Genomic DNA, 24494 nt, shown 5'->3' with positions numbered 1-24494 from the left:
TGAGAATGTCAGAATTTAACCCCGTCGATCATCCGCATCGGCGTTATAACCCCCTTACGGATCAATGGATTTTGGTGTCGCCGCACCGTGCCAAGCGACCATGGCAAGGGCAACAGGAGACGCCATCGCAAGACGTGCTGCCGAGTCACGATCCCGACTGTTTTTTGTGTCCGGGGAATACCCGTGTGACGGGCGATGTGAATCCTGATTATAAAAACACCTATGTGTTTACCAATGATTTCGCTGCATTGATGCCGGATACGCCACAAGCGCCGGAAAGTGACGATCCGTTGATGCGCAGCCAGAGCGCGCGGGGAACCAGTCGGGTCATCTGTTTCTCGCCGGATCACAGTAAAACGCTGCCGCAACTGTCACTCGAGGCATTGGACGCGGTAGTGAAAACCTGGCAGGAGCAGAGTGCTGACTTGGGTAAAACCTATCCGTGGGTGCAGGTTTTTGAGAATAAAGGCGCGGCAATGGGATGCTCGAATCCGCATCCGCACGGCCAGATCTGGGCCAACAGTTTTCTGCCGAATGAAGCCGAACGCGAAGATCGGTTGCAACGCGATTACCTGCAACGTCAGGGCTCATCCATGCTGCTCGACTATGCCAAGCGTGAAATGGCGGACGGCAGCAGAACCGTCGTTGAAACTGAACATTGGCTGGCGGTAGTTCCTTACTGGGCCGCGTGGCCCTTTGAAACACTGTTGCTGCCAAAAACGCAGGTTCTGCGCATCACCGATCTGAGCGATGAACAACGCCGTGATTTGGCGTTGGCGCTGAAAAAATTAACCAGCCGTTATGACAATCTGTTCCAGTGCTCATTCCCCTACTCAATGGGATGGCACGGTGCACCGTATACCACAGGCGACCACCAGCACTGGCAATTGCATGCGCACTTCTACCCGCCGCTGCTGCGCTCTGCATCGGTGCGTAAATTTATGGTCGGTTATGAAATGCTGGCAGAAACCCAGCGCGATCTTACCGCCGAACAGGCCGCTGAACGCCTGCGCGCAGTCAGCGATGTCCATTACCGTGAAACCGGAGTGAAATGATGACCTTGAAAGAAAAAACGCAGCATACATTCAGCCAGGAATTCGGTTATCAGCCAGAAATCACGGTAAAGGCACCTGGTCGGGTCAATCTGATTGGCGAACATACTGATTACAATGATGGCTTCGTGCTGCCTTGTGCCATCAATTATGAAACCGTGATCAGTTGCGCCAAACGCGATGACCGCAAGATCCGGGTCATTGCGGTGGATTATGACGATCAGGAAGATATCTTTTCACTCGACGAACCGATCCTCAGCAGCAAGCAATTGCCATGGGCAAATTATGTGCGTGGGGTGATAAAACACCTGCAACAGCGTAACGCTGATTTCGACGGCGTCGATATGGTCATCAGCGGCAATGTTCAGCAGGGGGCTGGCCTGAGCTCGTCGGCATCGCTGGAAGTCGCGGTGGGTCAGGCGCTGCAATCTCTTTATCATCTGCCACTGGACGGTGTTGCACTGGCATTGAATGGCCAGGAGGCTGAAAACCAGTTTGTTGGCTGCAACTGCGGCATTATGGATCAACTGATTTCTGCGTTGGGCAAGGCTGGCCATGCGTTGCTGATCGACTGCCGTTCACTGGAAACCCGCGCCGTTTCCATGCCCAAAAATGTGTCGGTCGTCATTATCAATTCAAATGTGAAACGGGGCCTGGTTGACAGTGAATACAACGCCCGTCGTGAACAGTGTGAAGTTGCCGCACGTTTTTTTGGCGTAAAAGCGCTGCGTGATGTTGATCCTACCCTGTTTTTCTCAATTTCTGATGAGTTGGATCCGGTGGTGTCACGCCGTGCACGCCACGTCATTACGGAGAATGACCGGACGCTGGCCGCCGCAGATGCACTGGCGAAAGGTGATCTGAAAAAAATGGGGCAACTCATGGCGGAGTCACATGCCTCCATGCGTGATGACTTTGAGATCACCGTTCCTCCCATTGATACCCTGGTTGAGATTGTCAAATCAGTTATCGGTGAACGTGGTGGTGTACGCATGACCGGCGGCGGTTTTGGTGGCTGTATCGTGGCCCTGATACCTTCTGATTTGGTAGATGAAGTGCAAGCCACTGTTGCCCGCGAATATCCTGCGCAAACAGGTCTGAAAGAGACGTTTTACGTCTGCCAGCCCACTGACGGAGCCGGACCATGCTAAAACCCGAGAACTATCAACTCGCCCCCCAAACTCATCATATTGAACCGGAGAAAAAGCAGCTTGCCCCTGATGGGCAGCCATTCCAGCTCAGCACATTGAAGAATAGGCAGGGAATGACCACGACACTGATGGATTGGGGTGCCACCTGGCTCTCTGCAGTATTGCCACTGGCTGACGGCGAAAAACGCGAGTTACTGCTCGGTTGCCAGACGCCGGGAGATTACTTGCATCAGAGCGCGTATCTGGGAGCAACCGTTGGCCGTTATGCCAACCGGATTGCCCGCGCACAACTGCAAATCGACGGGCAACTACACTTACTGCTGGCGAATCAGGGAGTTCATCAGTTGCATGGCGGACCGGATGGTTTTCATGCGCGACGCTGGCAAATAAGCCGTCAAAGCCCGCAGCAGATTACCTATCAAATCCATTCTGCGGATAACGATCAGGGTTTTCCCGGCGACTTTACCGCAACGGTGACCTACACACTCACCGATGATAACCGTATGGAAATTGATTATCTGGCAACGGTTGATAAACCTTGCCCGGTTAACCTTACCAACCACGCCTATTTCAATCTGGACGGTGAAGGGCATGATGCGCGCAAACAAACCCTGCAACTGTTTGCCGATCGTTTCCTGCCGGTAGATAGCGATGGAATTCCGTGTGCCGAACTGACCAGCGTAGACAATACCGGGATGGATTTCCGCCAGCCAAAAACGCTGGCACAAGACTTCCTCAAAGATCGCGATCAACAGCGAGTAAAGGGCTACGACCATGCCTATCTGCTACATAGAACCTGTGGCGCGACCGACAACCCTGCCGCGCATCTTTGGTCTGCAGACAGCAAAGTCAAGATGAGCGTCTATACCTCGGCCCCTGCCCTGCAGCTCTATAGTGGTAACTTTTTGGCTGGTACGCCCAATCGTTCCGGCGGTGAATACGCCAGTTACAGCGGCGTTGCGTTGGAAAGCGAGTTTTTACCGGACAGCCCAAACCATCCTGAATGGCCGCAGCCGACGTGCTGGTTGAAACCGGGCAAACAGTACCGTTCGACAACCATTTACCACTTCTTTGCCCTGTAAGTCGATTTACGTACTCTTTTTACCGAATACGTTTTAATCGGGTAAAAAACAGAACGGGGATACTCTGGCATTCCCGTTCTGTTTAGATTCAGGCCCTGTTTTTGTGACAATCTGCACATCCGCCCCACTTTCCCACTCCTTTCCAGCATCGGCATTCTACGCTTACGTTACCGTGATGAACGTATTACTGTGATGAAAGTAAGGAATCTGTATGCGCACAACGTCCGTATTTCCTCTGTTAGCCTGTTTGCTGTTTAGCAGCGCTACACTGGCGGCCAGCACCTCTGCCGTAGAGAAAACGCCTTCCGCGGCTCAACTCGCCCAGCAACAAAAGATGACCGATTGTAATCAGCAGGCAGCGACTCAATCACTCAAGGGTGATGACCGCAAAAAGTTTATGAGCCAGTGTCTATCGGCCCAAATCAATCCCGCGAATAAAATGACGCCGCAGCAAATGAAGATGAAAACCTGTAATGCTGACGCTGCCAAACAAGAGCTTAAAGGCGATGAGCGCAAAACCTTTATGAGTCAGTGCCTGAAAAAATCATCCTGATCGACACGTTGAAAAGACCCCACGCGGCAGTGATTTCCCCTGTCGCGCGTTTCGTTTTACTTTATTCTGCAAAATTGGTTATGGTTAAAGTCAATAGATTACCCTCAATTATAGGATCGGCTGCAGTCAACATTGTGATATCGCACACATTCCGATTGCTGTGAGTGGCAGTCAGGCAATATAATGATAATTGTTCTCATTGAAAATTCAGTAAATTAAGGAGTTTAGCTATGGCAGTAACGAAGCTGGTTCTGGTAAGACATGGTGAGAGTGAGTGGAATAAAGAAAACCGCTTCACTGGTTGGACCGATGTTGATCTGTCTGATAAAGGCCGTACCGAAGCTATGCAAGCAGGTCAATTGCTTAAAGATGAAGGCTTTAGCTTCGACTTTGCTTATACCTCTGTGCTGAAACGCGCCATCCATACTTTGTGGAACGTACTCGATGGGTTGGATCAACAATGGCTGCCGGTTGAAAAATCCTGGAAGCTGAACGAGCGTCACTACGGCGCATTGCAAGGTCTGAACAAATCCGAAACCGCTGAAAAATACGGTGATGAGCAAGTTAAACAGTGGCGTCGTGGTTTTGCGGTGACCCCACCAGAATTGACCAAAGATGACGATCGCTTCCCAGGTCACGATCCGCGCTATGCAAAACTGAGCGCTGAAGAGTTGCCCGTTACCGAAAGCCTGGCGTCCACCATTGAGCGCGTGATTCCTTATTGGACTGATGTGATCAAACCGCGCATCGAAAGCGGCGATCGTGTGATTGTTGCCGCCCACGGTAACTCGCTGCGTGCTTTGGTGAAGTATCTGGATAATCTGAGCGAAGAAGAGATTCTGGAACTGAATATCCCAACGGGGGTTCCGCTGGTTTATGAGTTTGACGAAAATCTGAAACCCATCAAACGTTATTACCTGGGTAATGCTGACGAAGTGGCTGCAAAAGCGGCTGCCGTTGCAAACCAGGGTAAAGCGAAGTAATCCTCCGCGCTATAGCACGTACTGCATGGCACGTACTGCATGGCACGTAATAGTTAGCCTGTATAAAAACAAAAACCGCTCGTGTGACGCGAGCGGTTTTTTATTGGGCACCAGACCGTCAGTTCTGAAGATCGCTTAACCGCGACGTGCTTTCACCGCATTGGCGAGCTGTTTCAATACCACTACAGTATCATCCCAACCAATACAGGCATCGGTAATGCTTTTGCCGTAGGCCAGTGGCTCGCCGCTCTCCAGATTCTGATTACCTTCAACCAGATGACTTTCAATCATCACACCCATGATGCTCTTATCACCTGAAGCGATCTGATGGCTGACGTCGGTGCTCACTTCAAGCTGCTTTTTGAACTGCTTGCTGCTGTTTGCATGACTGAAGTCGATCATGACTTGTGTAGGCAATTCTGCTTTTGCCAAACCCTCTTTGACCGCTTTCACGTCTGCGGCGCTGTAGTTCGGCACTTTTCCGCCGCGCAGAATGATGTGGCAGTCGCCATTTCCGCTGGTATTCACAATCGCGGAATGACCCCATTTGGTCACGGACAGGAAGCAGTGCGGCGCCCCTGCAGCATTGATGGCATCGATCGCCACTTTAATGGTGCCGTCGGTGCCATTTTTAAAACCAACAGGGCAGGAAAGTCCAGATGCCAACTCGCGGTGCACCTGGGACTCGGTGGTACGCGCACCAATCGCGCCCCAACTCATCAGATCCGCCAGATATTGCGGTGTGATCATATCCAGGAACTCGCCGGCTGTCGGTAGACCGCTGTCATTAATATCCAGCAACAATTTACGTGCTACCCGTAAACCATCATTAATCTGGTAGCTGTTGTCCATGTGTGGATCGTTAATCAACCCTTTCCAACCGACAGTGGTGCGCGGTTTTTCAAAATAGACACGCATTACAATTTCCAGCTCGCCCTGCAATTCTTCACGGATTTGCAATAAGCGTGCTGCGTATTCTTTTGCAGCCACTATGTCATGAATGGAACAGGGACCAATCACTACCAGCAGGCGATCGTCATTGCCTTTCAATATCTTATGTATTGCGCTGCGGGCCAGGGATACCGTTTCTGCTGCCTTACTGGTGGCGGGAAATTTCTCTAACAGGGCGACAGGAGGCAGAAGTTCCTTTATTTCTTTGATGCGTAAATCGTCATTTTGGTAATTCATAACTTTTCCATTCGGTATTTCGGGGGTAAAGCGCAAACGCTTGGCTGTCCCAATCTAGCTTTTCAGCGCGCTGCTGTAAATCGACTTTGGCATCGATGAAAAGGCGGCGTGCATTGCCAACGCTGAATCATCAGCTAGGCTTTAAGGTATGCATACGCACCGATGACGATGCAGACTTTATGCTTCAACACCCGCTAACTGCATCGGGTTTTACCCGGGGCGCCCTTCAGCTAAGACGTTAGCTGTACTCACTGTTCACAGTGATGCCATCAGATAAACCAACACATCATATACGGAGTCAATGATATGAATAAATTCGCGATGATTTTTTTGGCTACAGCAATAACGTTGGGCAGTGGCGCAGTATTGGCTGCGGATACGAGTTCCACTACGGGTTCGAGCGATAACAACGGTATGGCGAATCAGTCCGAGAGCACTGGCTCCAAGGACAACATGGCACCGAAAGGTGTAGATAACAGCCAGATTAATCCCGGCTCAACCAACACCAATACCACTTCCGGCACGTCTTCTACCCCTACGGAGCCGAGCAGTGCAGCCAAGGATCATGAAAAAACCATGTGTAAAGATGGTCGTTGTCCCGACCAGACACCGGGAACCGACGAGTCTAAAGCAACTGGCCAGTAATTAATGGTCCTCCACGGCGGGTCTCTCCCCGCCGTTTGTTTCTCCCCCACTTCATTCCCCCGGTAGATTTGCAACCGATCCGCATTACGATATGCTAAACCTTGATTCCTTATCTTGAGCCTTATTGTGCCTGTCCTGCTGGTGGTAGATGATCATCCCATCAACCGTAATGAACTCAATATAAGATGAAAGATGATGTGGCACGCAACCTGAACTTAACGCAAAGGAGCAAGAATGTCGGGTTCTCATTTCATGCCAAAAGATAGCAATAGCAGACGACTGCTGATGGCGTTTCTGGTCACTGCGGGTTTCATGGTTATCGAGATCATTGGTGGGCTGATCTCTGGATCATTGGCGTTATTGGCTGATGCCGGACATATGCTGACTGATTCTGCCGCGTTGCTGGTCGCGTTGATGGCGGTGCACTTCTCACAGCGCAAACCCAACGAGCGCCATACGTTTGGCTATCTGCGCCTCACGACCCTGGCTGCCTTTGTCAATGCCGCTGCATTGCTGGTAATTGTCGTATTGATTGTCTGGGAAGCGATCCGCCGTTTTATGATGCCGCAGCCGGTGCTCGGTGGCACCATGTTGGTCGTCGCCGTTGCTGGTTTACTGGCCAATATTTTTTCTTTCTGGCTGCTGCATCGGGGTGAGGCGAAATCAAATATCAATGTGCGTGCCGCGGCATTGCATGTTTTAGGGGATCTACTGGGATCGATGGGTGCGATCGTCGCTGCACTCGTTATCATGAAGACCGGCTGGACACCCATCGACCCGATCTTGTCCGTATTGGTCTCATGCCTGGTTTTACGCAGTGCCTGGGCATTGCTGAAAGAGAGTTTCCACGAGTTACTGGAAGGTACGCCGCAGGAAATAAATATTGTCGCGCTACGCAAAGATCTCTGTCTGAATATTCCAGAAGTGCGGAACGTTCACCACGTCCATGTCTGGCAGATCGGTGAGCAGAGGCTAATGACGCTTCACGCCCAGGTTATTCCCCCTCACGATCACGACGCCTTGCTCCAGCGGATTCAACGCTATCTGTTGCAAAAATACCGTATTGGGCATGCGACGATTCAGATGGAATATCAACATTGCGACATGCCCGACTGCTTAATCAATGAGGTCAGCAGCGAACCAACGGTTCACGCGCATCACCATCATCATCATTGAAATGAACAGGCCACCGCGTAACGGTGGCCTGAGAGTGATTCCTTTCTACGTCGCTACGCTTTTGCTGCCAAGGGGCGTGAATGGTTTTTGCTGGCGCTCTTAATCCACAGCCACGAGCCATTGAGTGCGATAAGAGTCAGAATGACATATTCCAACGCCATCGCGTAGACACCCTGCCAGGCAAAAATCGCCACGCTGATCACGTCAATCACTACCCACAGCAACCAGTTCTCAACATATTTCCGCGTCATCAGGATCATCGCGGCAATCGACAGAACCATCATGGTGGAATCCCAGAATGGGAATGCGTCAGGCTGCAACTCTGGCATTTGCACATTCAGGCCAATCGACTGCATCACCGAAACGGCGATGCGACTCAGCCAGGCAAAAACAACATCGATATTGAAGGTCATGAACGCAATGCCAGCGATGCATACCAATGCCCAAATAATGGCTTTTGGTAATGACAGCCAACGAATTTGCAGTTCGGCCTGCTGATCGGCGTTCTGACGACTCCATGCATACCAACCGTAAATATTGGCAACGAAGAAAAAAACCTGTAGCAATAGACTGGCGTAAAGCTGAATCTGGAAAAAAATCACGGCAAAAAGCGTGACGTTAATCAAACCGAACAGGTAGTTAATCAGTTTCTCTTTGCTGGCATACCAGATACAGAGCAAACCAAACAGCGTGCCGATCGCTTCGATCCATGACAGATCGTACCCGCCCGTACCTATTGGAATATGAATCAAGATATTGCTGGTACTGAAAAAATCCATCGTACTTCTCCGTCGATTAATGATCGGCTATCGCTTTGCGCCAGTGAATAAGGTGTTAGGCGTTTCCTTTCACTTTCAGCTTCAATTCAGTGGCAAAATCCAGCATGCGATTCAACGGCACCAGCGCCTTCTGACGCAACGCACCATCAACATGCACCTCGTGGCGCTCTCCACCCTCTTCAAGGCCGTCAGCAATCGCTTTAAGGCCATTCATCGCCATCCACGGGCAATGCGCGCAAGTACGGCACGTGGCTCCCTCTCCTGCCGTTGGCGCTTCGAACAGCTCTTTTTCCGGACATGCCTGCTGCATTTTGTAAAAAATACCGCGGTCGGTGGCGACAATCAGTTGCTGATTAGGCAGGTTTTTGGCCGCCTGAATCAGTTGACTAGTCGATCCCACGGCATCGGCCATATCAACGACCGCCTGCGGTGATTCCGGGTGTACCAGCACTGCCGCGCCAGGATACAGCGCCTTCATTTGACTCAATGCCTGGGTTTTAAACTCATCGTGAACGATACAGGCACCTTGCCAGCAGAGCACATCAGCACCCGTCTGTTTCTGGACGTAATTGCCTAAATGGCGATCCGGTGCCCAAATGATCTTTTCACCCAGACTATCCAGATGTTCAATCAGCTCAACGGCGATGCTTGATGTCACCACCCAGTCGGCGCGTGCTTTAACCGCAGCTGACGTATTGGCGTAGACCACAACGGTACGATCAGGATGGCTGTCGCAGAAAGCCGCAAACTCATCTTCCGGGCATCCCAGATCCAGCGAACATTCAGCCTTGAGCGTTGGCATCAGGACTGTTTTTTCGGGATTGAGTATTTTTGCCGTTTCACCCATAAATCTGACGCCAGCAACCAAAAGTGTCGTTGCCGGATGAGTACTTCCAAACCGGGCCATCTCCAACGAGTCAGCTACGCAACCGCCAGTCTCTTCAGCCAGGGACTGAATTTCCGGATCGGTATAGTAGTGAGCCACGATCACTGCATTGCGCTTTTTCAGCAACAGTTTGATTTTCTCGCGGTACGCACGCTTTTCGTCGACATTAAGCGCGACGGGCTTGGGCGGGAAAGGATATACTGTGGCATTCAGATCTAATGTTTCGCTCATGCTCTTCATCTCAACCTTCCAGAATTACTCCCGGAATCAAAATGTCTGGTGTGTCCAACAGGACGCCATTTGTTTTGTATGCTAAACAAAATACTCCAAACCCTCGCCAATGTCGCCTTAATTATGTCACATTCGGCAATATCTGTTTAGTCAAGTAAAATAAGTGGGGGTTTCCGCCTGATTTAGGGAGAAATTCGTGCGTTAAGCGCATGGCGAATGAGGTAAGCGATGAGCAGGTGTTTGGATATCGTTCTGTGGGACGCGTGGAATTTGAATCTGGAGGATCTTTGAAATGGTGGGTCGTGCGGGACTCGAACCTGCGACCAATTGATTAAAAGTCAACTGCTCTACCAACTGAGCTAACGACCCACTGATGTGGTGTACTGCGAAGCATGAGAACGGAGGGTTCACTGCTTTCTATTGTTTAACCAGATACTGCTTAATCAGAACCAGCCTGATTAATGGTGGGTCGTGCGGGATTCGAACCTGCGACCAATTGATTAAAAGTCAACTGCTCTACCAACTGAGCTAACGACCCACTGATGTGGTGTATTGCGAAGCATTAGAACGGGGGTTCACTGCTTGTCTTGCTTAATAAGGTACGGCTTAATCAGATACTGCTGAACCAAAACCAACCTGATTAAATGGTGGGTCGTGCGGGATTCGAACCTGCGACCAATTGATTAAAAGTCAACTGCTCTACCAACTGAGCTAACGACCCACTGACGTGGTGTACTAGCGAAAATGTGAACCTGGAGCGGATGGCCATCTGCTCTTTTCACCCCTTTCTCCAACAAGCCTGTGGAAAAGTGGTGGGTCGTGCGGGATTCGAACCTGCGACCAATTGATTAAAAGTCAACTGCTCTACCAACTGAGCTAACGACCCACATTTCCCTGCTGCCTTAACGATTTACAGTTGTCTTGGCAACGGCGGCATATATTACTAATTTATCCGGGCAGTGCAACCTAAATTTCCGAAACAGGGTTTAACTGCTGGTTCTTCACGCACTCAAGTCCAGAAATTGTGCAAAAAGACCAATTTCTGGACTCAAAAAACGCTTAGAGTGAGGACAAACGTTTTTGCGCCTGTTTGGCAGCATCAGTACTTGGGTACTGTTTTATTACCTGCTGATAGACGGCCTTCGCTTTGTCGTTCTGGCCTTTATCCTGCATGATCACCCCAACTTTATACATCGCATCGGAGCTTTTTGGCGATTTCGGGAAGTTTTTCACGACCACTGCGTAGTAATACGCCGCATCGTCTTTCTTACCTTTGTTGTAATACAACTGACCTAACCAATAATTCGCGTTTGGCTGGTAAGTTGATTTGGGATACTGCTTGATGAAGCTCTGAAAAGACGCGATCGCCTCGTCATACTGCTTCTTCTCCAGCGCCAGTGACACGGCAGCATTGTAATCGCTGTTTTCGTCACCCGTGCTTGCAGGTGCAGTCGTTGTCGCTGCCGCGCCAGCAGACGTGGAAGCCGCTGCGGCACCCGCGCTGTCTGTCGCTGCTGCGCCACCCGCAGTGGAATTTGATGAACCCTGACTCAGACTATCCATTTGCTGATAGATCTGTTTCTGCCGCTCTACGACTTGACTAAGTTGATACTGATTTTCCTGGATCTGCCCTCGAAGAGTATCAATATCGCGTTGGGAATCGGAGAGTTGTTGCTGAAGTTGGGTTAATAGCTGGCTGTGAGCGTTAGAAATACGCTCCAGTTGGGTGACTCGATCTTCTACCGAGCCAGAGCCGACATTACTGATTGGCGCTTGGGCAGTAGCGACCCAAGGGGCCGCTACGCCAACCAGTAACGACAGACTCAACAGGTGATGTCTGAAGTTACTGCTCATGCGATTCTCTTAGTATACCAGAACAGCACGACGGTTTTTAGCGAATGCCGCTTCGTCATGGCCCAGTACAGCTGGTTTTTCTTTACCGTAAGATACGATAGAGATTTGGTCAGCAGAAACGCCCTTGCCTTGCAGATACATTTTCACTGCATTAGCACGACGTTCACCCAATGCGATGTTGTATTCCGGAGTACCACGTTCATCCGCATGACCTTCAACGGTCACTTTGTATGATGGGTTGCTACGCAGGAATGCTGCATGCGCATCTAACATTTGAGCGAAGTCAGAACGGATATCGTATTTATCGAAATCGAAGTATACGATGTTGTTCTTCTGCAGTTCTTGCATCTGCAGACGAGCTTGCTCGTCGGAGGACATGTTGCCGCTGCCATTTTCTGTACCAGTGCCAGCGCCCATACCAGATTGGTCATTGTTAGCGCTTTTGTTGGAACTACACGCAGCGATAGCCAGGACTGGCAAAGCCAACATAAGCCCTTTCAGCACTTTGTTCAGTTGCATCTCTTTGATCCTTTTTTATAGTTTGCCATACATATTTACACATGCATCACAGATACGGCGACCAGGCAGGAAATTTTACCTGTCCATCAGTTGCCGGAAGACGCGCTTTGAAACGCCCATCAGTCGAGACCAGTTGTAACACGGCGCCAAGCCCTTGCGTAGAGCTATAAATCACCATGGTGCCATTCGGCGCGATACTCGGCGTTTCATCCAGGAACGTGTCCGTTAATACTTGAACGGCTCCCGTTTCCAGATCTTGTTTGGCGATGTGCTGAGATCCGCTATTGGAACTCACCATAATCAAGAATTTACCATCAGAGCTCACGTTAGCATTCTGATTCTGAGAACCTTCCCAGGTCAGACGCTGCGGCGCACCGCCATTAATATTCACTTTATACACTTGCGGACGACCGCCCTGATCCGAGGTGAACGCCAGATTCTGGCTGTCCGGGAACCAGGTAGGTTCAGTGTTGTTACTACGGCCATCAGTCACCTGACTGATTTGACCCGACGCAAGATTCATCACATACAGATTCAGACTGCCGCTCTTGGACAAGGCAAACGCCAGTTTGCTGCCATCAGGAGAGAACGCAGGAGCCCCGTTGTGACGCGGGAACGAAGCAATCTGTCTGATCGCACCATTTGCCAGGGTTTGCACCACCAGCGCGGAACGACCGCTTTCAAACGTTACGTAAGCGACTTTGCTGCCGTCTGGAGACCAGGCTAGTGACATCAGTGGCTCAGGTGAACGGTGAACAACGAATTGGTTGTAACCGTCATAGTCCGCAACACGCAGTTCATACGGGAACTGGCCGCCGTTGGTCTGAACAACATACGCGATACGGGTACGGAATGCGCCCTTAATACCGGTTAGTTTTTCGAAAACCTCATCGCTGGCCGTATGTGCAGAGTAACGCAACCACTGTTTGGTCACTTTATACTGATTCTGCGCCAATACTGTTCCAGGGGCACCCGACGTATCTACCAATTGGTAAGACACGGTATAGCTGCCGTCTGCGCCAGGCTGAATCTGACCCACAACCACTGCGTCAATCCCCAGGGCAGTCCAGGCTGCTGGTGTGACTTCCGCAGCAGAGGCTGGCTGTTGAGGCATACGCGCCGCATCGATGGGGTTGAATTTACCACTGTTGCGTAAATCGGCACCCACGATTGCGCCAATATCTTCCGGTGGAGTACCGGGACCCGCCCATTTAAAAGGCACCACGCCAATAGGACGCGCAGAGTCGACCCCTTGGGTAATCTCAATGCGAACTTCTGCATGCAACACAGATGCCCACAAAATTAAAAAGCCTAGCGCTACTCGAAATGCCTGCTTCATCATATCTCCCTTATCCGGACGGGATGCCCGCGATAATTTAGCAGAATTTTAACAAACCCATGCACACAAAACTAGAAAACCCCTGCTGTTACCATCGTACAAATCTTAAAAAAGGCAACAGACACTCGCTTATCTATGGTTTGAATACCAATGGCGCGTTTTTGAACACTTCATAAACATCCTGGCTAGGGGGTTTAGGAATTCTGGCTTGCTTGGCCGCAGCAATAGCTGCCTGACAAAGGGCCGGATCCCCACCTTCAGCCGTAACACTGATCAACATGCCATCGGGTGCCAACTTGATGCGCAGATCACAGGTTTTACCTGCATACATCGATGAATCGTAAAACTTACTCGATATCGCTGTTTTAATCTGCCCCAGGTAAGAATTGATATCCGCCCCGGATGCACCACTTTTCTTGGCAGTCCCCTGCCCGGCTGGAGCACCGCTGCCACCTTTAGGCGCATTTTGTGAAGACGCCAGACCACCGAAGAGGTTATCCACATCTTCACTCTGTTTTGCAGCTTCGGCAGCGGCCTTTTTCTTGGCATCTGCAGCGGCAGCCTTTTTCGCATCAGCCGCTTCTTTGGCTTCTGCGGCAGCGGCGGCCTTCTTCTCAGCCTCTGCGGCAGCTTTCTTCTCTGCTGCATCTGCGGCTTTTTTGGCTTCTGCGGCGGTTTTCTTCGCCTCTTCCGCAGCTTCCTGCTGGGCTTTCTTCGTTTCTTCTTCCGCTTGTTTCTTCGCGGCGGCAGCTACCGCAGCCTCTTTCTTGGCTTCATCTGCCGCTTTCTTCTGTGCATCAGCCTGGGCTTTGGCCACTTTTTCAGCCTCAGCTTTCGCTTTCGCAGCTGCATCCTCAGCCTGTTTTTGCTGTTCCCGCGCCTTCGCCGCAGCAGTTTCAGCCTGTTTCTGCTGTTCCGCCGCCTGCTTTTGCTGTTCAGCCTGTTGCTGCGCCTGCTTTTGTGTCTCTTCTTGCGCTTGCAGACGCTCTTTTTCCAATTCTTTCAGACGCTGCTGCTCAGCCGCCTGTTTTTGCTGTAGCTCTTCAGCCTGTTGTTCAGCTTTTTTCTGACGCAACTGCTCAGCACGCTTGGCATCAGTCTGCTGTTGCTGCTGGCGATTGTATTGCTGCACCATCGCATTGGGATCGACCATAACAGCATCAATTGAGCTGCCACCACCGCCACCACTCATGGCAGTATCTTCTGTCATCGAACCCCAAATCAGAAAGCCAATCAACAAGATGTGCAGAACGACCGAAACAATAACGGCGCGTTTTAGCTTATCGTTTTGTTCAGTTGTCTTTACCAAAATAGATTTCCCAAAACAGGATTTCCAAAAAACGAGGCTTTCAGCTTGCCACCGCGAGGTGAAACTGCCAAAAACCGGGTTTCCAAATGACCATCTCGCTGCGACAAACCGATTAAATCGGTTGGGTCATCAGCCCGACAGAGGTCACGCCAGCCTCATGAAGCATATTCAGCGCCTTGATGATCTCTTCATAAGGCACTTCTTTCGCCCCACCGATCAGGAACACCGTTTTCGGATTCGCCTTGATCCGGCTTGACGCTTCAGCAATCACCTGCTCACTCGGCAGTTGCTCCATACGTTGGTGATCCACCACGATGGTATACTGCCCTACCCCGGAGACTTCAACAATCACCGGAGGATTATCATCACTGGACACAGTTTTTGAATCTGTCGCATCCGGAAGATCAACTTCCACGCTCTGCGTGATAATCGGGGCCGTTGCCATAAAAATCAGCAACAGCACCAGTAACACGTCGAGTAAGGGAACAATATTGATTTCCGATTTTAGTTCGCGACGACCACGACGTACTCGAGCCATGCTACCCCCTACTTATTTGCTGTTCTCGCTGGAGAACGCCTGACGGTGCAGGATGGCCGTGAACTCTTCCGTGAAATTGTCGTAATTCTGTTCCAGTTTGTTCACGCGCTGGTTGAGGCGGTTATACGCCATTACCGCCGGAATAGCGGCAAACAGACCAATCGCGGTCGCGATCAATGCTTCTGCAATCCCTGGCGCAACCATTTGCAACGTTGCCTGCTTCACAGCACCCAACGCGATAAAGGCATGCATAATCCCCCATACCGTACCGAACAGGCCGATATACGGGCTGATGGAACCCACGGTACCGAGGAACGGAATATGTGTTTCCAGCCCTTCCAGTTCACGGTTCATTGAAATGCGCATCGCTCGCGATGCCCCTTCAATAACCGCCTCAGGCGCATGACTGTTGGCACGGTGCAAGCGGGCAAATTCTTTAAAACCCGAATGGAAAATCTGCTCAGATCCCGTCAAGATATCACGGCGGGTCTGGCTCTCCTGATAAAGCCGGGACAACTCGATACCCGACCAAAATTTATCTTCAAAGGCTTCTGCATCACGGGTTGCAGCATTCAGAATACGGGTACGCTGAATAATAATTGCCCAGGACGCGATAGAAAAACATATCAATATCAACATGATAAGCTTTACAAACAAGCTGGCCTTTAAAAACAGATCGAGAACGTTCATGTCATTCACTGCGTAAACTCCGCGACAATAGACTTGGGAAGCGCTATCGGCTTCATTTGGTGTGGATCGATGCATGCAATCAAAACATCTGCAGAACTCAGAAGTTTTCCATGCGAATCTAGGATGCGTTGAGCAAAGGTAAGAGAAGCTCTGCGTATCTCGGTGATCTCACTCTGTATCTCCAGCATATCATCCAGTCGAGCGGGAGCCAGATATTCAACCGTCATACGACGAACTGCGAAAGCGACATGTTCACTCAGCAATTTCTGCTGGTGAAAATTGTGTTGGCGCAACATCTCTGTGCGCGCCCTCTCGTAAAAGGCTACATAACGAGCGTGATAGACCACGCCACCCGCGTCAGTGTCTTCGTAGTAGACGCGAACAGGCCATCGAAACAACGTATTACTCACTCTACATCCCGTAATGCAATTTAACGTGGCTACTATACGCAAGAGAGTTAAGGTTTGGAATGGGTTGTGCGGTTTGAGCGAAAATAATTATGGGCCTGAATGGCCCATAGAGGAATGATAAAAATCTTAAGCGATAAAGTAGATCAACATTGCAGCAAGAATGACCATCGCAGGGAGCGGTGCGAAAAAAGCGCGCCATATTGCACGTTTCGGGCGAAAACCGAAGCCGTGAATAATTCCACTACAGACAGCCCAGATCATCAGTAGCCCCTGCCAGGTTTCCAGTTGGCTGGTCCGGGAGGCAAAAGGCGTTGGATCCCAGAAAATACACCCCGTTAGCACCAATGCCATGACCAGGGAAAGGGCCCGCAAGGGGCCCTTGTCTACGACGTCATATAACTTATCTGACAGTGCACTCATTACTTACTGTCTTCTGCTGCTGCTTTATTCGCTTCACTGTGCTCGAACGCCAGAGCGGTAATGATACCGAAGGCACAAGCAAGCAGTGTTCCGAGAATCCAGGCAAAATACCACATGCTATTTGCTCCTTAGTACAGTGAATGTTTGTTTTCTTCGATGAAAGTCTTGTCGAGACGACCAAACATCTTGTAGTAAGACCAGCAGGTGTACGCCAAAACGATTGGAACGAAAATGATGGCCACAATGGTCATGACTTTCAGCGTCAACAAGCTTGATGTCGCATCCCACATAGTCAAACTGACGTTCGGTACCGTGCTTGACGGCATAACGAATGGGAACATGGTGATCCCGGCAGTCAGTATGACGCAGGCGATAGTCAGTGAAGAGGTCAGGAAAGCCAGAGCCCCTCTCTCAAGACGCGACAGCAGAATAGTGAACAGCGGCAGTACAACACCCAATGCAGGCAGGGCCCACAGAATCGGGAACTTGTTGTAGTTGATCAGCCATGCACCAGCCTGATGGGCAACTTCCTTACGCAGCGGGTTGGATTCCGCAGCCGTATTCAACACTGACGTTACCACGAAGCCATCGATACCTTTCACCAGCCAGATACCGGCAAGAAGGAAACAAATCATCATGACCAGTGCGGATACCTGGGCCGCACCGCGTGAACGCAGATGCAATTCACCCACCGTACGCATTTGCAGATACGTTGCACCCTGCGTAACCAGCATAGTCAGGCTGACAATCCCCGCCAACAGGCCAAATGGGTTCAGCAGTTGGAAGAAATTACCGGTGTAGAACAGGCGCAGATACTCATCAACGTGGAAAGGTACACCTTGTAACAGGTTACCGAACGCCACACCGAAGACCACGGCAGGAACAAAACTACCGATGAAAATGCCCCAGTCCCACGTGTTACGCCAGCGACTGTTTTCCAGTTTTGAACGGTAATCGAAACCGACCGGACGGAAGAACAACGCAGCCAACACCAGGATCATTGCAATATAGAAACCAGAGAAAGCGGCGGCGTAAACCATCGGCCACGCAGCAAACAGTGCGCCACCTGCGGTTATCAGCCAAACCTGGTTACCATCCCAGTGCGGAGCGATACTGTTGATCATCACCCGGCGATCGGTATCCGTTTTACCAATGACGCGCATTAAAATACCTACGCCCATATCGAAACCGTCGGTCACAGCGAAGCCAATCAGCAGTACGCCAATCAGTATCCACCATATAAACCGTAATACTTCATAATCAAACATAAGTGGACTCCTGTTTACCGTGCTGGCTGCGGCTGCAGAGTTGCAGCTGGCTGTTCATAGTGATAGCGGCCAGTTTTCAGGCTGCTTGGCCCCAGACGCGCAAACTTGAACATCAGGTACATTTCAGCAATCAGGAACAACGTATACAGACCGCAAATCAACCCCATCGAGAACAGAACATCGCCCGTACTCAGGGATGACGTTGCTACCGCAGTGGGCAGAACCTCACCAATTGCCCAGGGTTGACGGCCATATTCAGCCACAAACCAACCTGCTTCCGCTGCAATCCACGGTAATGGAATACCAAACAATGCAGCACGGAGCAGCCATTTTTTCTGGCCAATGCGACCGCGGATGACGCTAAGGAACGAGAGACCGATAATCCCCAGCATCAGGATGCCGCAGGCAACCATGATACGGAAGGAGAAGTAAAGCGGTGCAACGCGCGGAATTGAATCTTTGGTCGCTAGCTGAATCTGTTCTTCAGTCGCATCACTGACTTTATCAGTGTAGCGCTTGAGCAACATACCGTAGCCCAGATCCTGTTTGGAGTTGTTGAAGGCTTCACGAACAGCAGGATCGGTATTCCCCGAGCGCAGTTCTTCCAGCAATTGGTAGGCTTTCATCCCGTTACGGATACGAACCTGGTGCTGAGCCATCAGATCTCTCAACCCGATGACCTGAGTGTCAAGCGAACGCGTCGCAATAATACCCAGCGCAAAAGGAATCTTGATAGCGAACCGGTTCTCCATAGTCTCCTGATTAGGGAAGCCAATCAGGGTAAAGGAGGCCGGAGCCGGTTGGGTCTCCCACTCAGCTTCAATCGCAGCCAGCTTGGTTTTCTGCACGTCACCCATTTCATAACCGGATTCATCACCCAGCACGATAACGGAGAGGACGGCAGCCATACCAAAACTTGCAGCAATGGCGAAAGAGCGTTTGGCAAAGGCAACATCACGGCCTTTGAGCAGATAGTATGCGCTGATACCCAGAACAAACATTGCACCGGTGCAATAGCCCGCCGCAACAGTGTGAACGAACTTCACCTGTGCAACCGGGTTAAGAACCAGCTCTGAGAAACTCAACATCTCCATACGCATGGTTTCGAAGTTGAAATCAGAAGCGATAGGGTTCTGCATCCAGCCGTTGGCGACCAGGATCCACAAAGCTGACAGGTTGGAGCCGAGGGCTACAAACCACGTCACTGCCATGTGCTGAATCTTGCTCAGGCGATCCCATCCAAAGAAGAACAGGCCGACCAGAGTGGATTCAAGGAAGAACGCCATCAAACCTTCGATAGCTAACGGCGCACCGAAGATATCACCGACGTAATGGGAAAAATAAGACCAGTTAGTCCCGAATTGGAACTCCATGGTTAAACCCGTGGCGACTCCGAGTGCAAAGTTGATTGCAAACAACTTGCCCCAGAATTTGGTCATATCTTTATAGATTTGTTTGCCAGAAAGAACATATACGGTTTCCATTATTGCCAACAGAAACGCCATACCTAGCGTTAATGGGACAAACAGAAAATGGTACATGGCCGTTAAAGCAAACTGTAAACGTGACAGTTCGACTAAATCAAACATCTTGACCCCTTGCTCCTCGCAGGAAGACTCAGACTTGCTGTAACCAGACTTTCGTTAAAACGAAAGACCCATCACTACCAGCAGTGAATACCCTAAAAATAACCAATTATGTTCCGCAACGCCAATCAGGAACCGGAAGAAATACAGCACTACCGGCCACTCGGGTTGGGGAAAGCCCAGAAAAGATAACAATTATAACAATAGCAACTACCTACTATTACAGAACAATAATAGTACGCCACTAAATCCCCACAATAAATAGGTTTTTGCGTGACCCAGATTCGATTTTTGACTTCAGGTCAATTAATGGCCAAAGTAGTTTGCATAACTAAATTTGATCTACAACAATTTAAGCCCATATCGACTTTTATTACCATCATGAAAAGATGATTTGTCGCAATTTAATTTTTCAATGTTAAACATTGGTTTCAATAATATGATAACCACCCATTAGTGTTAATTAATTGTAATTAATTAGTAATGGGAATAATTTTATTATTTAAATTATAAGTTCCTTGTTAGCCCTTAATTTGCTTTAGCCATTTATGCGGGACTCATCACATCATACCAGTTAATTGTTGCATGGCTTGCAAAATCAATGCGAAGCAGTCGCTAATCCTCATTTTGGATTGCATAATCACCAAGCCTGTAACATTGTGAAAACATAGGGATATCTCATGTACAAATCATTGCTCACCTCGCTTATCGCCCTGGGACTCAGCAGCACCGCCTTTGCCTCCCAACCAGTGACAGTCACAATACTCGGCACCTCTGACCTCCACGGCACCTTTGTTCCCTGGGATTACGCCAGCGACACGGAAAATATCGCCGGTAGCCTGAGCCAGATAGCCACCCAGATTCAGCAGGTGCGCAAAACACAACCGAACGTCATTCTGGTTGACGCCGGTGACACCATCCAGGGTAACTTTGTCGAAACGTTCAAGAATGATGCAGTCAGCCCGATGATTCTGGGCTTCAATGCGTTAAATTATGATGTATGGGTCATGGGGAACCATGAGTTTGACTTCGGTTTACCCGTTCTGAATACGTCGTTGAAACAGTTCAAGGGCGCTGCACTGGCCGGAAATATCGTTCGTGATGACGGCAATCCTTACCTACCCTCTTACAAGATTATTGAGCGCCAGGGCGTGAAGATTGGTGTCATTGGCATGGACACGCCCATGACCGCTGAATTTGCGAAAGGTACCGATCACATCGCCGGATTGAGTTTCACTGATCCCGTTCAGGAAGTGAAAAAGGTCATTCAGCAGATTTCCCCCCAGGTCGATGCCATTGTGCTGGTCGCGCATATGGGGATCGACAATGAAAACGAACGCCCAGGTACCGGCGTCGGCGATATTGCCAGGGCCAACCCCGAACTGGCGGCTATCGTTGCAGGCCACATGCATGTAAAAATCGACAAAGCGGTGGTCAATGGTGTGATCATTACCGAGCCAGATAAATATGGCCGTGCGTTGTCCCGTATCGATCTGCAATTCGAGCAACGTGACGGCAAATACGTGCTGATCAACAAAGACAGCTATACCTATCCAATCAAAGGTATTGCTTCAGACAGCAAGCTGGCTGCGATTTATCAGCCTTATCACGACATCTTGCGCGCCAATGCCAATCGGGTCGTTGCCACCTTGTCAGGCCAGAATCTGGTACCACACGACGCTGTAAAAGGCATTCCGCAGGTACATGTGCAAGACACGGGAATCAGCGCACTGTTCCAGGAAGCCAGCCGCTACTACGCGCCCAAGGCACAAATAATTGCCTTGCAGATAGATAACGATCAACCGCGGATGGATGTCGGTGACATCAAAGCCAAAGACATCGCGTTCAATTATCAGTATGCGGGAGGCGAAATTACCGTTTACCAACTAACCGGCGCCGATCTCAAAAAATATATGGAATGGTCAGCAGACTATTTCAATCAACTCAAAGACGGCGATGTCACCTACAGTTTTAACCCCGCACGCCGCTCATCAAAGTATTCCACCAATGATTTTTTTGACGGAGTGACCTACAAGATCGACCTGCGCCAGCCAACAGGCTCACGCATCACACAGCTGAAACTCAACGACGGAACGCCAGTCACTGACGATATGCCAATCCGTTTGGGCATGAACAGCTATCGCATGGGGCATCTGACGCAGAAAGGTGGCGTACTGGAAGGGCGGCAATTTGCGGTCATTTCCGACACCAAAACGGAGTTTGGTGAAGAAGATGGCACAATCCGTAATTTGACCATCCGCTACCTTACAGAAGTGAAAAAGGGGCAATATCAGGGTCAACCTGTCAAACGTTGGGAACTGGTTGGACTGGAGGGTTACGCGCGCGAAAGAGCCGTGGTTGAACGCCTGCTGAACGAAGGAAAAATCAGCGTACCCATGACTGACGATGGGCGATTCAGTAACATCGCATCCATCAATGTGAAGGATAAGTTATTCAAAGATAAAACGTCCTATGATGCGGCCTTGAGCGCTCTCAAACAGCAGAAGACGACTGCCAATGAAAGTCAGCAAAAACGTATTCAGGACAATATCACCCTGATCAGCGCACTCAATACCTTCTGACAAACGTAAAAAAGGCCACCCAAGGGTGGCCAACATGTCGAGTTTTACACTTTTATTATCAGTGTATTAGTTAATAATTAATGTTGAAGTACAGCTTTAACCGCATTACCGATTTCAGCCAGACTGCGTACAGTTTTTACACCTGCCGCTTCAAGCGCAGCAAATTTGTCATCAGCAGTGCCTTTACCACCGGCGATAATCGCCCCAGCATGACCCATACGTTTGCCTTTTGGCGCAGTAACACCCGCGATATAGCCAACGACCGGCTTGGTGACGTGGTCTTTGATATAGATGGCCGCTTCTTCTTCCGCGTTACCACCGATCTCACCAATCATCACAATCACTTCAGTCTGGGGGTCTTCCTGGAACAGTTTCAGGATATCAATGAAGTTAGAACCAGGGATTGGGTCACCACCGATTCCGACGCAGCTTGACTGACCAAAACCACCGTCCGTCGTCTGCTTGACCGCTTCATACGTCAGGGTACCTGAACGTGAAACGATGCCCACTTTACCCGGCTTGTGGATGTGGCCTGGCATGATACCGATTTTGCACTCTCCCGGCGTAATCACACCTGGACAGTTCGGCCCGATCATCCGCGCATTGCTCTGTTCCAGCTTCAGTTTCACCGTCAGCATATCCAGAGTCGGGATACCTTCAGTGATGCAGATAATCAATTTGATACCGGCATCGATCGCTTCAAGGATCGAATCTTTACAGAATGGGGCTGGCACATAGATAACCGATGCGGTAGCACCGGTCGTTTCCACAGCTTCACGCACGGTATTGAAAACCGGCAGACCCAAATGCTGGGTGCCACCCTTGCCCGGCGTTACGCCACCGACCATTTTGGTTCCGTAGGCAATCGCCTGCTCGGAGTGGAATGTCCCTTGGCTGCCGGTAAACCCCTGGCAAATAACTTTGGTGTTTTTATCGATTAAAATGGACATTATTTCCCCTCCACTGCCGCAACAACCCGCTCAGCCGCATTGGTCAGACTGGTTGCAGCAATGATATTCAGACCACTGTCCGCCAGTTTTTTAGCGCCCAGTTCAGCATTGTTACCTTCCAGACGAACCACCACTGGCACGTTGACGTCCACTTCTGCAACGGCACCAATGATGCCATCAGCAATCAGATCACAACGGACAATACCGCCGAAGATATTCACGAAAACCGCTTTGACTTTTTCGTCGGACAGAATGATTTTGAACGCTTCTGTTACGCGCTCTTTGGTTGCGCCGCCGCCGACGTCCAGGAAGTTGGCCGGTGCACCACCGTGCAGTTTAACGATGTCCATTGTGCCCATCGCCAGACCTGCACCGTTCACCATACAACCGATATTGCCGTCCAACGCCACGTAGTTCAGTTCCCATTGTGCAGCATGTGCTTCGCGGGAATCTTCCTGGCTTGGATCGCGCATTTCGCGCAGTTCTGGTTGACGGAACAGCGCATTACCGTCTGCACCCAATTTGCCATCGAGGCAGATCAAATCGCCCTGCTTGGTGATCACCAGCGGGTTGATCTCAACCATTGCCAGATCGCGCTCAAGGAATAGTTGCGCCAGTCCCATGAAAATCTTGGTGAATTGAGCAACTTGTTTACCGGTCAGGCCCAGTTTGAACGCCAACTCACGGCCTTGAAAAGGCTGTGGGCCGGTCAACGGATCGAGTGCCATTTTATGGATCAGATGCGGGGTCTCTTCCGCGACTGTCTCAATTTCCACTCCCCCTTCGGTGGAGGCCATGAATACTACACGACGTGAACTGCGATCAACGACTGCGCCCAGATACAGCTCTTTATCGATATCAGTAGCGGCTTCAACCAAAATTTGATGAACCGGTTGTCCCAGCGCATCCGTCTGGTAAGTCACCAGCTTTTTACCCAGCCACTGCTCAGCAAATGCACGGATGTCTTCTTTGCTGTTTACCAGTTTCACGCCGCCCGCTTTACCGCGGCCACCAGCGTGAACCTGACATTTCACTACCCACGGGCCTGCACCGATTTTCGATGCTGCCTCTTCCGCTTCACGCGGTGTGGTACAGGCATAACCGGTCGGTGCCGGTAAGCCGTACCGTGCAAAGAGCTGTTTTGCCTGATATTCGTGTAAATTCATGATGTTCTATCCATATTAGGTCTTGAAGATAAAGTCTGTGACTCTAGGACTTCTGGATAAAGCCGATGGATATCGACCGTACATAGCACATTGATGTTAAATAATCGGGGCAGCTTTCCTACCCCGATCTGGGCACG

The 24494-nt window shown here is 50.3% G+C and carries 24 protein-coding genes and 4 tRNA genes; 8 read left to right on the top strand and 20 right to left on the bottom strand.

The window, feature by feature from the left end; translation table 11 throughout:
• The first annotated feature begins 5 nt into the window (after positions 1–5).
• From galT to gpmA, 5 genes are all read left to right on the top strand, one after another.
• Positions 6–1055, top strand: a complete 1050-nt coding sequence (gene galT, locus DRI82_RS02005; protein WP_114191817.1) for a galactose-1-phosphate uridylyltransferase — start codon at positions 6–8, stop codon at positions 1053–1055.
• The gene (gene galK / locus DRI82_RS02000; protein WP_114191816.1) at positions 1055–2203 is read left to right on the top strand and encodes a galactokinase; all 1149 of its coding nucleotides are present in this window, start codon (positions 1055–1057) and stop codon (positions 2201–2203) included. The genes galT and galK overlap by 1 nt, the downstream gene beginning before the upstream one ends.
• Positions 2197–3285 (top strand): galactose-1-epimerase, encoded by a 1089-nt coding sequence (gene galM / locus DRI82_RS01995; RefSeq protein WP_114191815.1) that lies wholly within the window; start codon positions 2197–2199, stop codon positions 3283–3285. The genes galK and galM overlap by 7 nt, the downstream gene beginning before the upstream one ends.
• 211 nt (positions 3286–3496) lie before the next feature.
• Positions 3497–3838 carry a PsiF family protein gene (locus tag DRI82_RS01990; RefSeq protein WP_114191814.1) on the top strand — a complete coding sequence of 114 codons (342 nt, stop codon included), beginning with the start codon at positions 3497–3499 and terminating at the stop codon, positions 3836–3838.
• Between the two features lie 230 nt (positions 3839–4068).
• Positions 4069–4821: a 2,3-diphosphoglycerate-dependent phosphoglycerate mutase gene (gpmA, locus tag DRI82_RS01985; protein ID WP_114191813.1), complete on the top strand. Its 753-nt coding sequence runs from the start codon at positions 4069–4071 to the stop codon at positions 4819–4821.
• Between the two features lie 135 nt (positions 4822–4956).
• Here the strand turns inward: gpmA and aroG are convergent, their stop codons facing one another.
• Positions 4957–6009: a 3-deoxy-7-phosphoheptulonate synthase AroG gene (gene aroG, locus DRI82_RS01980; protein ID WP_114191812.1), complete on the bottom strand. Its 1053-nt coding sequence runs from the start codon at positions 6007–6009 to the stop codon at positions 4957–4959.
• Between the two features lie 306 nt (positions 6010–6315).
• Here aroG and DRI82_RS01975 point away from each other — a divergent pair, with 306 nt between their 5' ends.
• On the top strand, positions 6316–6654 hold the full coding sequence (locus tag DRI82_RS01975; protein ID WP_114191811.1) for a protein YbgS: 339 nt from the start codon (positions 6316–6318) through the stop codon (positions 6652–6654).
• Between the two features lie 234 nt (positions 6655–6888).
• Positions 6889–7830 carry a CDF family zinc transporter ZitB gene (zitB, locus tag DRI82_RS01970; RefSeq protein WP_114191810.1) on the top strand — a complete coding sequence of 314 codons (942 nt, stop codon included), beginning with the start codon at positions 6889–6891 and terminating at the stop codon, positions 7828–7830.
• A 53-nt stretch (positions 7831–7883) separates the two neighbouring features.
• Here the strand turns inward: zitB and pnuC are convergent, their stop codons facing one another.
• The 17 genes from pnuC to cydA all read right to left on the bottom strand — a co-directional run bounded on the left by pnuC (position 7884) and on the right by cydA (position 19662).
• On the bottom strand, positions 7884–8609 hold the full coding sequence (gene pnuC, locus DRI82_RS01965) for a nicotinamide riboside transporter PnuC (RefSeq protein WP_114191809.1): 726 nt from the start codon (positions 8607–8609) through the stop codon (positions 7884–7886).
• 55 nt (positions 8610–8664) lie between these two features.
• Positions 8665–9726, bottom strand: a complete 1062-nt coding sequence (gene nadA / locus DRI82_RS01960) for a quinolinate synthase NadA (RefSeq protein WP_114192009.1) — start codon at positions 9724–9726, stop codon at positions 8665–8667.
• Between the two features lie 293 nt (positions 9727–10019).
• Positions 10020–10095: transfer RNA gene (locus DRI82_RS01955), tRNA-Lys, on the bottom strand.
• A 93-nt stretch (positions 10096–10188) separates the two neighbouring features.
• Positions 10189–10264, bottom strand: a tRNA-Lys gene (locus tag DRI82_RS01950).
• A 107-nt stretch (positions 10265–10371) separates the two neighbouring features.
• Positions 10372–10447: transfer RNA gene (locus DRI82_RS01945), tRNA-Lys, on the bottom strand.
• An 89-nt stretch (positions 10448–10536) separates the two neighbouring features.
• A tRNA-Lys gene (locus DRI82_RS01940) sits at positions 10537–10612 on the bottom strand.
• Positions 10613–10785: 173 nt separating this feature from the next.
• Positions 10786–11580 carry a cell division protein CpoB gene (gene cpoB / locus DRI82_RS01935; RefSeq protein WP_114191808.1) on the bottom strand — a complete coding sequence of 265 codons (795 nt, stop codon included), beginning with the start codon at positions 11578–11580 and terminating at the stop codon, positions 10786–10788.
• 9 nt (positions 11581–11589) lie between these two features.
• A complete protein-coding gene (gene pal / locus DRI82_RS01930) occupies positions 11590–12099 on the bottom strand; it encodes a peptidoglycan-associated lipoprotein Pal (RefSeq protein ID WP_114191807.1) in 510 nt (169 codons plus the stop codon).
• 46 nt (positions 12100–12145) lie between these two features.
• Complete coding sequence (gene tolB, locus DRI82_RS01925; RefSeq protein WP_114191806.1) at positions 12146–13438, bottom strand: Tol-Pal system beta propeller repeat protein TolB; 1293 nt, start codon at positions 13436–13438, stop codon at positions 12146–12148.
• A 133-nt stretch (positions 13439–13571) separates the two neighbouring features.
• Complete coding sequence (tolA, locus tag DRI82_RS01920; protein WP_114191805.1) at positions 13572–14747, bottom strand: cell envelope integrity protein TolA; 1176 nt, start codon at positions 14745–14747, stop codon at positions 13572–13574.
• A 112-nt stretch (positions 14748–14859) separates the two neighbouring features.
• Positions 14860–15285, bottom strand: coding sequence for a colicin uptake protein TolR (gene tolR / locus DRI82_RS01915; protein WP_114191804.1), 426 nt, complete (start codon positions 15283–15285; stop codon positions 14860–14862).
• A 12-nt stretch (positions 15286–15297) separates the two neighbouring features.
• Positions 15298–15984 (bottom strand): Tol-Pal system protein TolQ, encoded by a 687-nt coding sequence (gene tolQ, locus DRI82_RS01910; protein WP_114191803.1) that lies wholly within the window; start codon positions 15982–15984, stop codon positions 15298–15300.
• The gene (ybgC, locus tag DRI82_RS01905) at positions 15981–16385 is read right to left on the bottom strand and encodes a tol-pal system-associated acyl-CoA thioesterase (protein WP_114191802.1); all 405 of its coding nucleotides are present in this window, start codon (positions 16383–16385) and stop codon (positions 15981–15983) included. The genes tolQ and ybgC overlap by 4 nt, the downstream gene beginning before the upstream one ends.
• Before the next feature lie 126 nt (positions 16386–16511).
• Entirely contained in the window at positions 16512–16805 is a 294-nt protein-coding gene (ybgE, locus tag DRI82_RS01900; RefSeq protein WP_114191801.1) for a cyd operon protein YbgE, read from the bottom strand.
• Complete coding sequence (gene cydX / locus DRI82_RS01895) at positions 16805–16921, bottom strand: cytochrome bd-I oxidase subunit CydX (RefSeq protein ID WP_114191800.1); 117 nt, start codon at positions 16919–16921, stop codon at positions 16805–16807. The genes ybgE and cydX overlap by 1 nt, the downstream gene beginning before the upstream one ends.
• A gap of 12 nt (positions 16922–16933) precedes the next feature.
• Complete coding sequence (gene cydB, locus DRI82_RS01890) at positions 16934–18073, bottom strand: cytochrome d ubiquinol oxidase subunit II (RefSeq protein WP_114191799.1); 1140 nt, start codon at positions 18071–18073, stop codon at positions 16934–16936.
• Between the two features lie 14 nt (positions 18074–18087).
• Positions 18088–19662: a cytochrome ubiquinol oxidase subunit I gene (gene cydA / locus DRI82_RS01885; RefSeq protein ID WP_114191798.1), complete on the bottom strand. Its 1575-nt coding sequence runs from the start codon at positions 19660–19662 to the stop codon at positions 18088–18090.
• Between the two features lie 677 nt (positions 19663–20339).
• Between cydA and DRI82_RS01880 the strand changes: the two genes are divergently transcribed.
• Positions 20340–22241 (top strand): bifunctional metallophosphatase/5'-nucleotidase, encoded by a 1902-nt coding sequence (locus tag DRI82_RS01880; protein ID WP_114191797.1) that lies wholly within the window; start codon positions 20340–20342, stop codon positions 22239–22241.
• A gap of 77 nt (positions 22242–22318) precedes the next feature.
• Here DRI82_RS01880 and sucD read toward each other — a convergent pair whose 3' ends face one another.
• Together sucD and sucC are read right to left on the bottom strand one after the other, a co-directional pair.
• Positions 22319–23191 carry a succinate--CoA ligase subunit alpha gene (gene sucD, locus DRI82_RS01875; RefSeq protein WP_114191796.1) on the bottom strand — a complete coding sequence of 291 codons (873 nt, stop codon included), beginning with the start codon at positions 23189–23191 and terminating at the stop codon, positions 22319–22321.
• Positions 23191–24357 (bottom strand): ADP-forming succinate--CoA ligase subunit beta, encoded by a 1167-nt coding sequence (sucC, locus tag DRI82_RS01870; protein WP_114191795.1) that lies wholly within the window; start codon positions 24355–24357, stop codon positions 23191–23193. Before sucC ends, sucD begins: the two co-directional genes overlap by 1 nt.
• Between the last annotated feature and the right edge of the window lie 137 nt (positions 24358–24494).

It is taken from the genome of Edaphovirga cremea (assembly GCF_003332275.1).
Taxonomy (GTDB): Bacteria; Pseudomonadota; Gammaproteobacteria; order Enterobacterales; family Enterobacteriaceae; genus Edaphovirga; species Edaphovirga cremea.
The sequence above is the reverse complement of the archived record's forward strand: the minus strand, read 5'-3'. Positions and strand labels throughout refer to the sequence as shown.

Excerpts from the sequence above, each read along its gene's own strand:
- galT (WP_114191817.1), top strand. The coding sequence starts at position 6 with ATGTCAGAATTTAACCCCGTCGATCATCCGCATCGGCGTTATAACCCC.
- nadA (WP_114192009.1), bottom strand. The coding sequence starts at position 9,726 with ATGAGCGAAACATTAGATCTGAATGCCACAGTATATCCTTTCCCGCCC.
- galK (WP_114191816.1), top strand. The coding sequence starts at position 1,055 with ATGACCTTGAAAGAAAAAACGCAGCATACATTCAGCCAGGAATTCGGT.
- cydA (WP_114191798.1), bottom strand. The coding sequence starts at position 19,662 with ATGTTTGATTTAGTCGAACTGTCACGTTTACAGTTTGCTTTAACGGCC.
- DRI82_RS01880 (WP_114191797.1), top strand. The coding sequence starts at position 20,340 with ATGTACAAATCATTGCTCACCTCGCTTATCGCCCTGGGACTCAGCAGC.
- cpoB (WP_114191808.1), bottom strand. The coding sequence starts at position 11,580 with ATGAGCAGTAACTTCAGACATCACCTGTTGAGTCTGTCGTTACTGGTT.
- tolB (WP_114191806.1), bottom strand. The coding sequence starts at position 13,438 with ATGAAGCAGGCATTTCGAGTAGCGCTAGGCTTTTTAATTTTGTGGGCA.
- pal (WP_114191807.1), bottom strand. The coding sequence starts at position 12,099 with ATGCAACTGAACAAAGTGCTGAAAGGGCTTATGTTGGCTTTGCCAGTC.
- sucD (WP_114191796.1), bottom strand. The coding sequence starts at position 23,191 with ATGTCCATTTTAATCGATAAAAACACCAAAGTTATTTGCCAGGGGTTT.
- DRI82_RS01975 (WP_114191811.1), top strand. The coding sequence starts at position 6,316 with ATGAATAAATTCGCGATGATTTTTTTGGCTACAGCAATAACGTTGGGC.
- ybgE (WP_114191801.1), bottom strand. The coding sequence starts at position 16,805 with ATGAGTGCACTGTCAGATAAGTTATATGACGTCGTAGACAAGGGCCCC.
- zitB (WP_114191810.1), top strand. The coding sequence starts at position 6,889 with ATGTCGGGTTCTCATTTCATGCCAAAAGATAGCAATAGCAGACGACTG.
- galM (WP_114191815.1), top strand. The coding sequence starts at position 2,197 with ATGCTAAAACCCGAGAACTATCAACTCGCCCCCCAAACTCATCATATT.
- cydB (WP_114191799.1), bottom strand. The coding sequence starts at position 18,073 with ATGTTTGATTATGAAGTATTACGGTTTATATGGTGGATACTGATTGGC.
- tolR (WP_114191804.1), bottom strand. The coding sequence starts at position 15,285 with ATGGCTCGAGTACGTCGTGGTCGTCGCGAACTAAAATCGGAAATCAAT.
- aroG (WP_114191812.1), bottom strand. The coding sequence starts at position 6,009 with ATGAATTACCAAAATGACGATTTACGCATCAAAGAAATAAAGGAACTT.
- cydX (WP_114191800.1), bottom strand. The coding sequence starts at position 16,921 with ATGTGGTATTTTGCCTGGATTCTCGGAACACTGCTTGCTTGTGCCTTC.
- sucC (WP_114191795.1), bottom strand. The coding sequence starts at position 24,357 with ATGAATTTACACGAATATCAGGCAAAACAGCTCTTTGCACGGTACGGC.
- DRI82_RS01990 (WP_114191814.1), top strand. The coding sequence starts at position 3,497 with ATGCGCACAACGTCCGTATTTCCTCTGTTAGCCTGTTTGCTGTTTAGC.
- pnuC (WP_114191809.1), bottom strand. The coding sequence starts at position 8,609 with ATGGATTTTTTCAGTACCAGCAATATCTTGATTCATATTCCAATAGGT.
- gpmA (WP_114191813.1), top strand. The coding sequence starts at position 4,069 with ATGGCAGTAACGAAGCTGGTTCTGGTAAGACATGGTGAGAGTGAGTGG.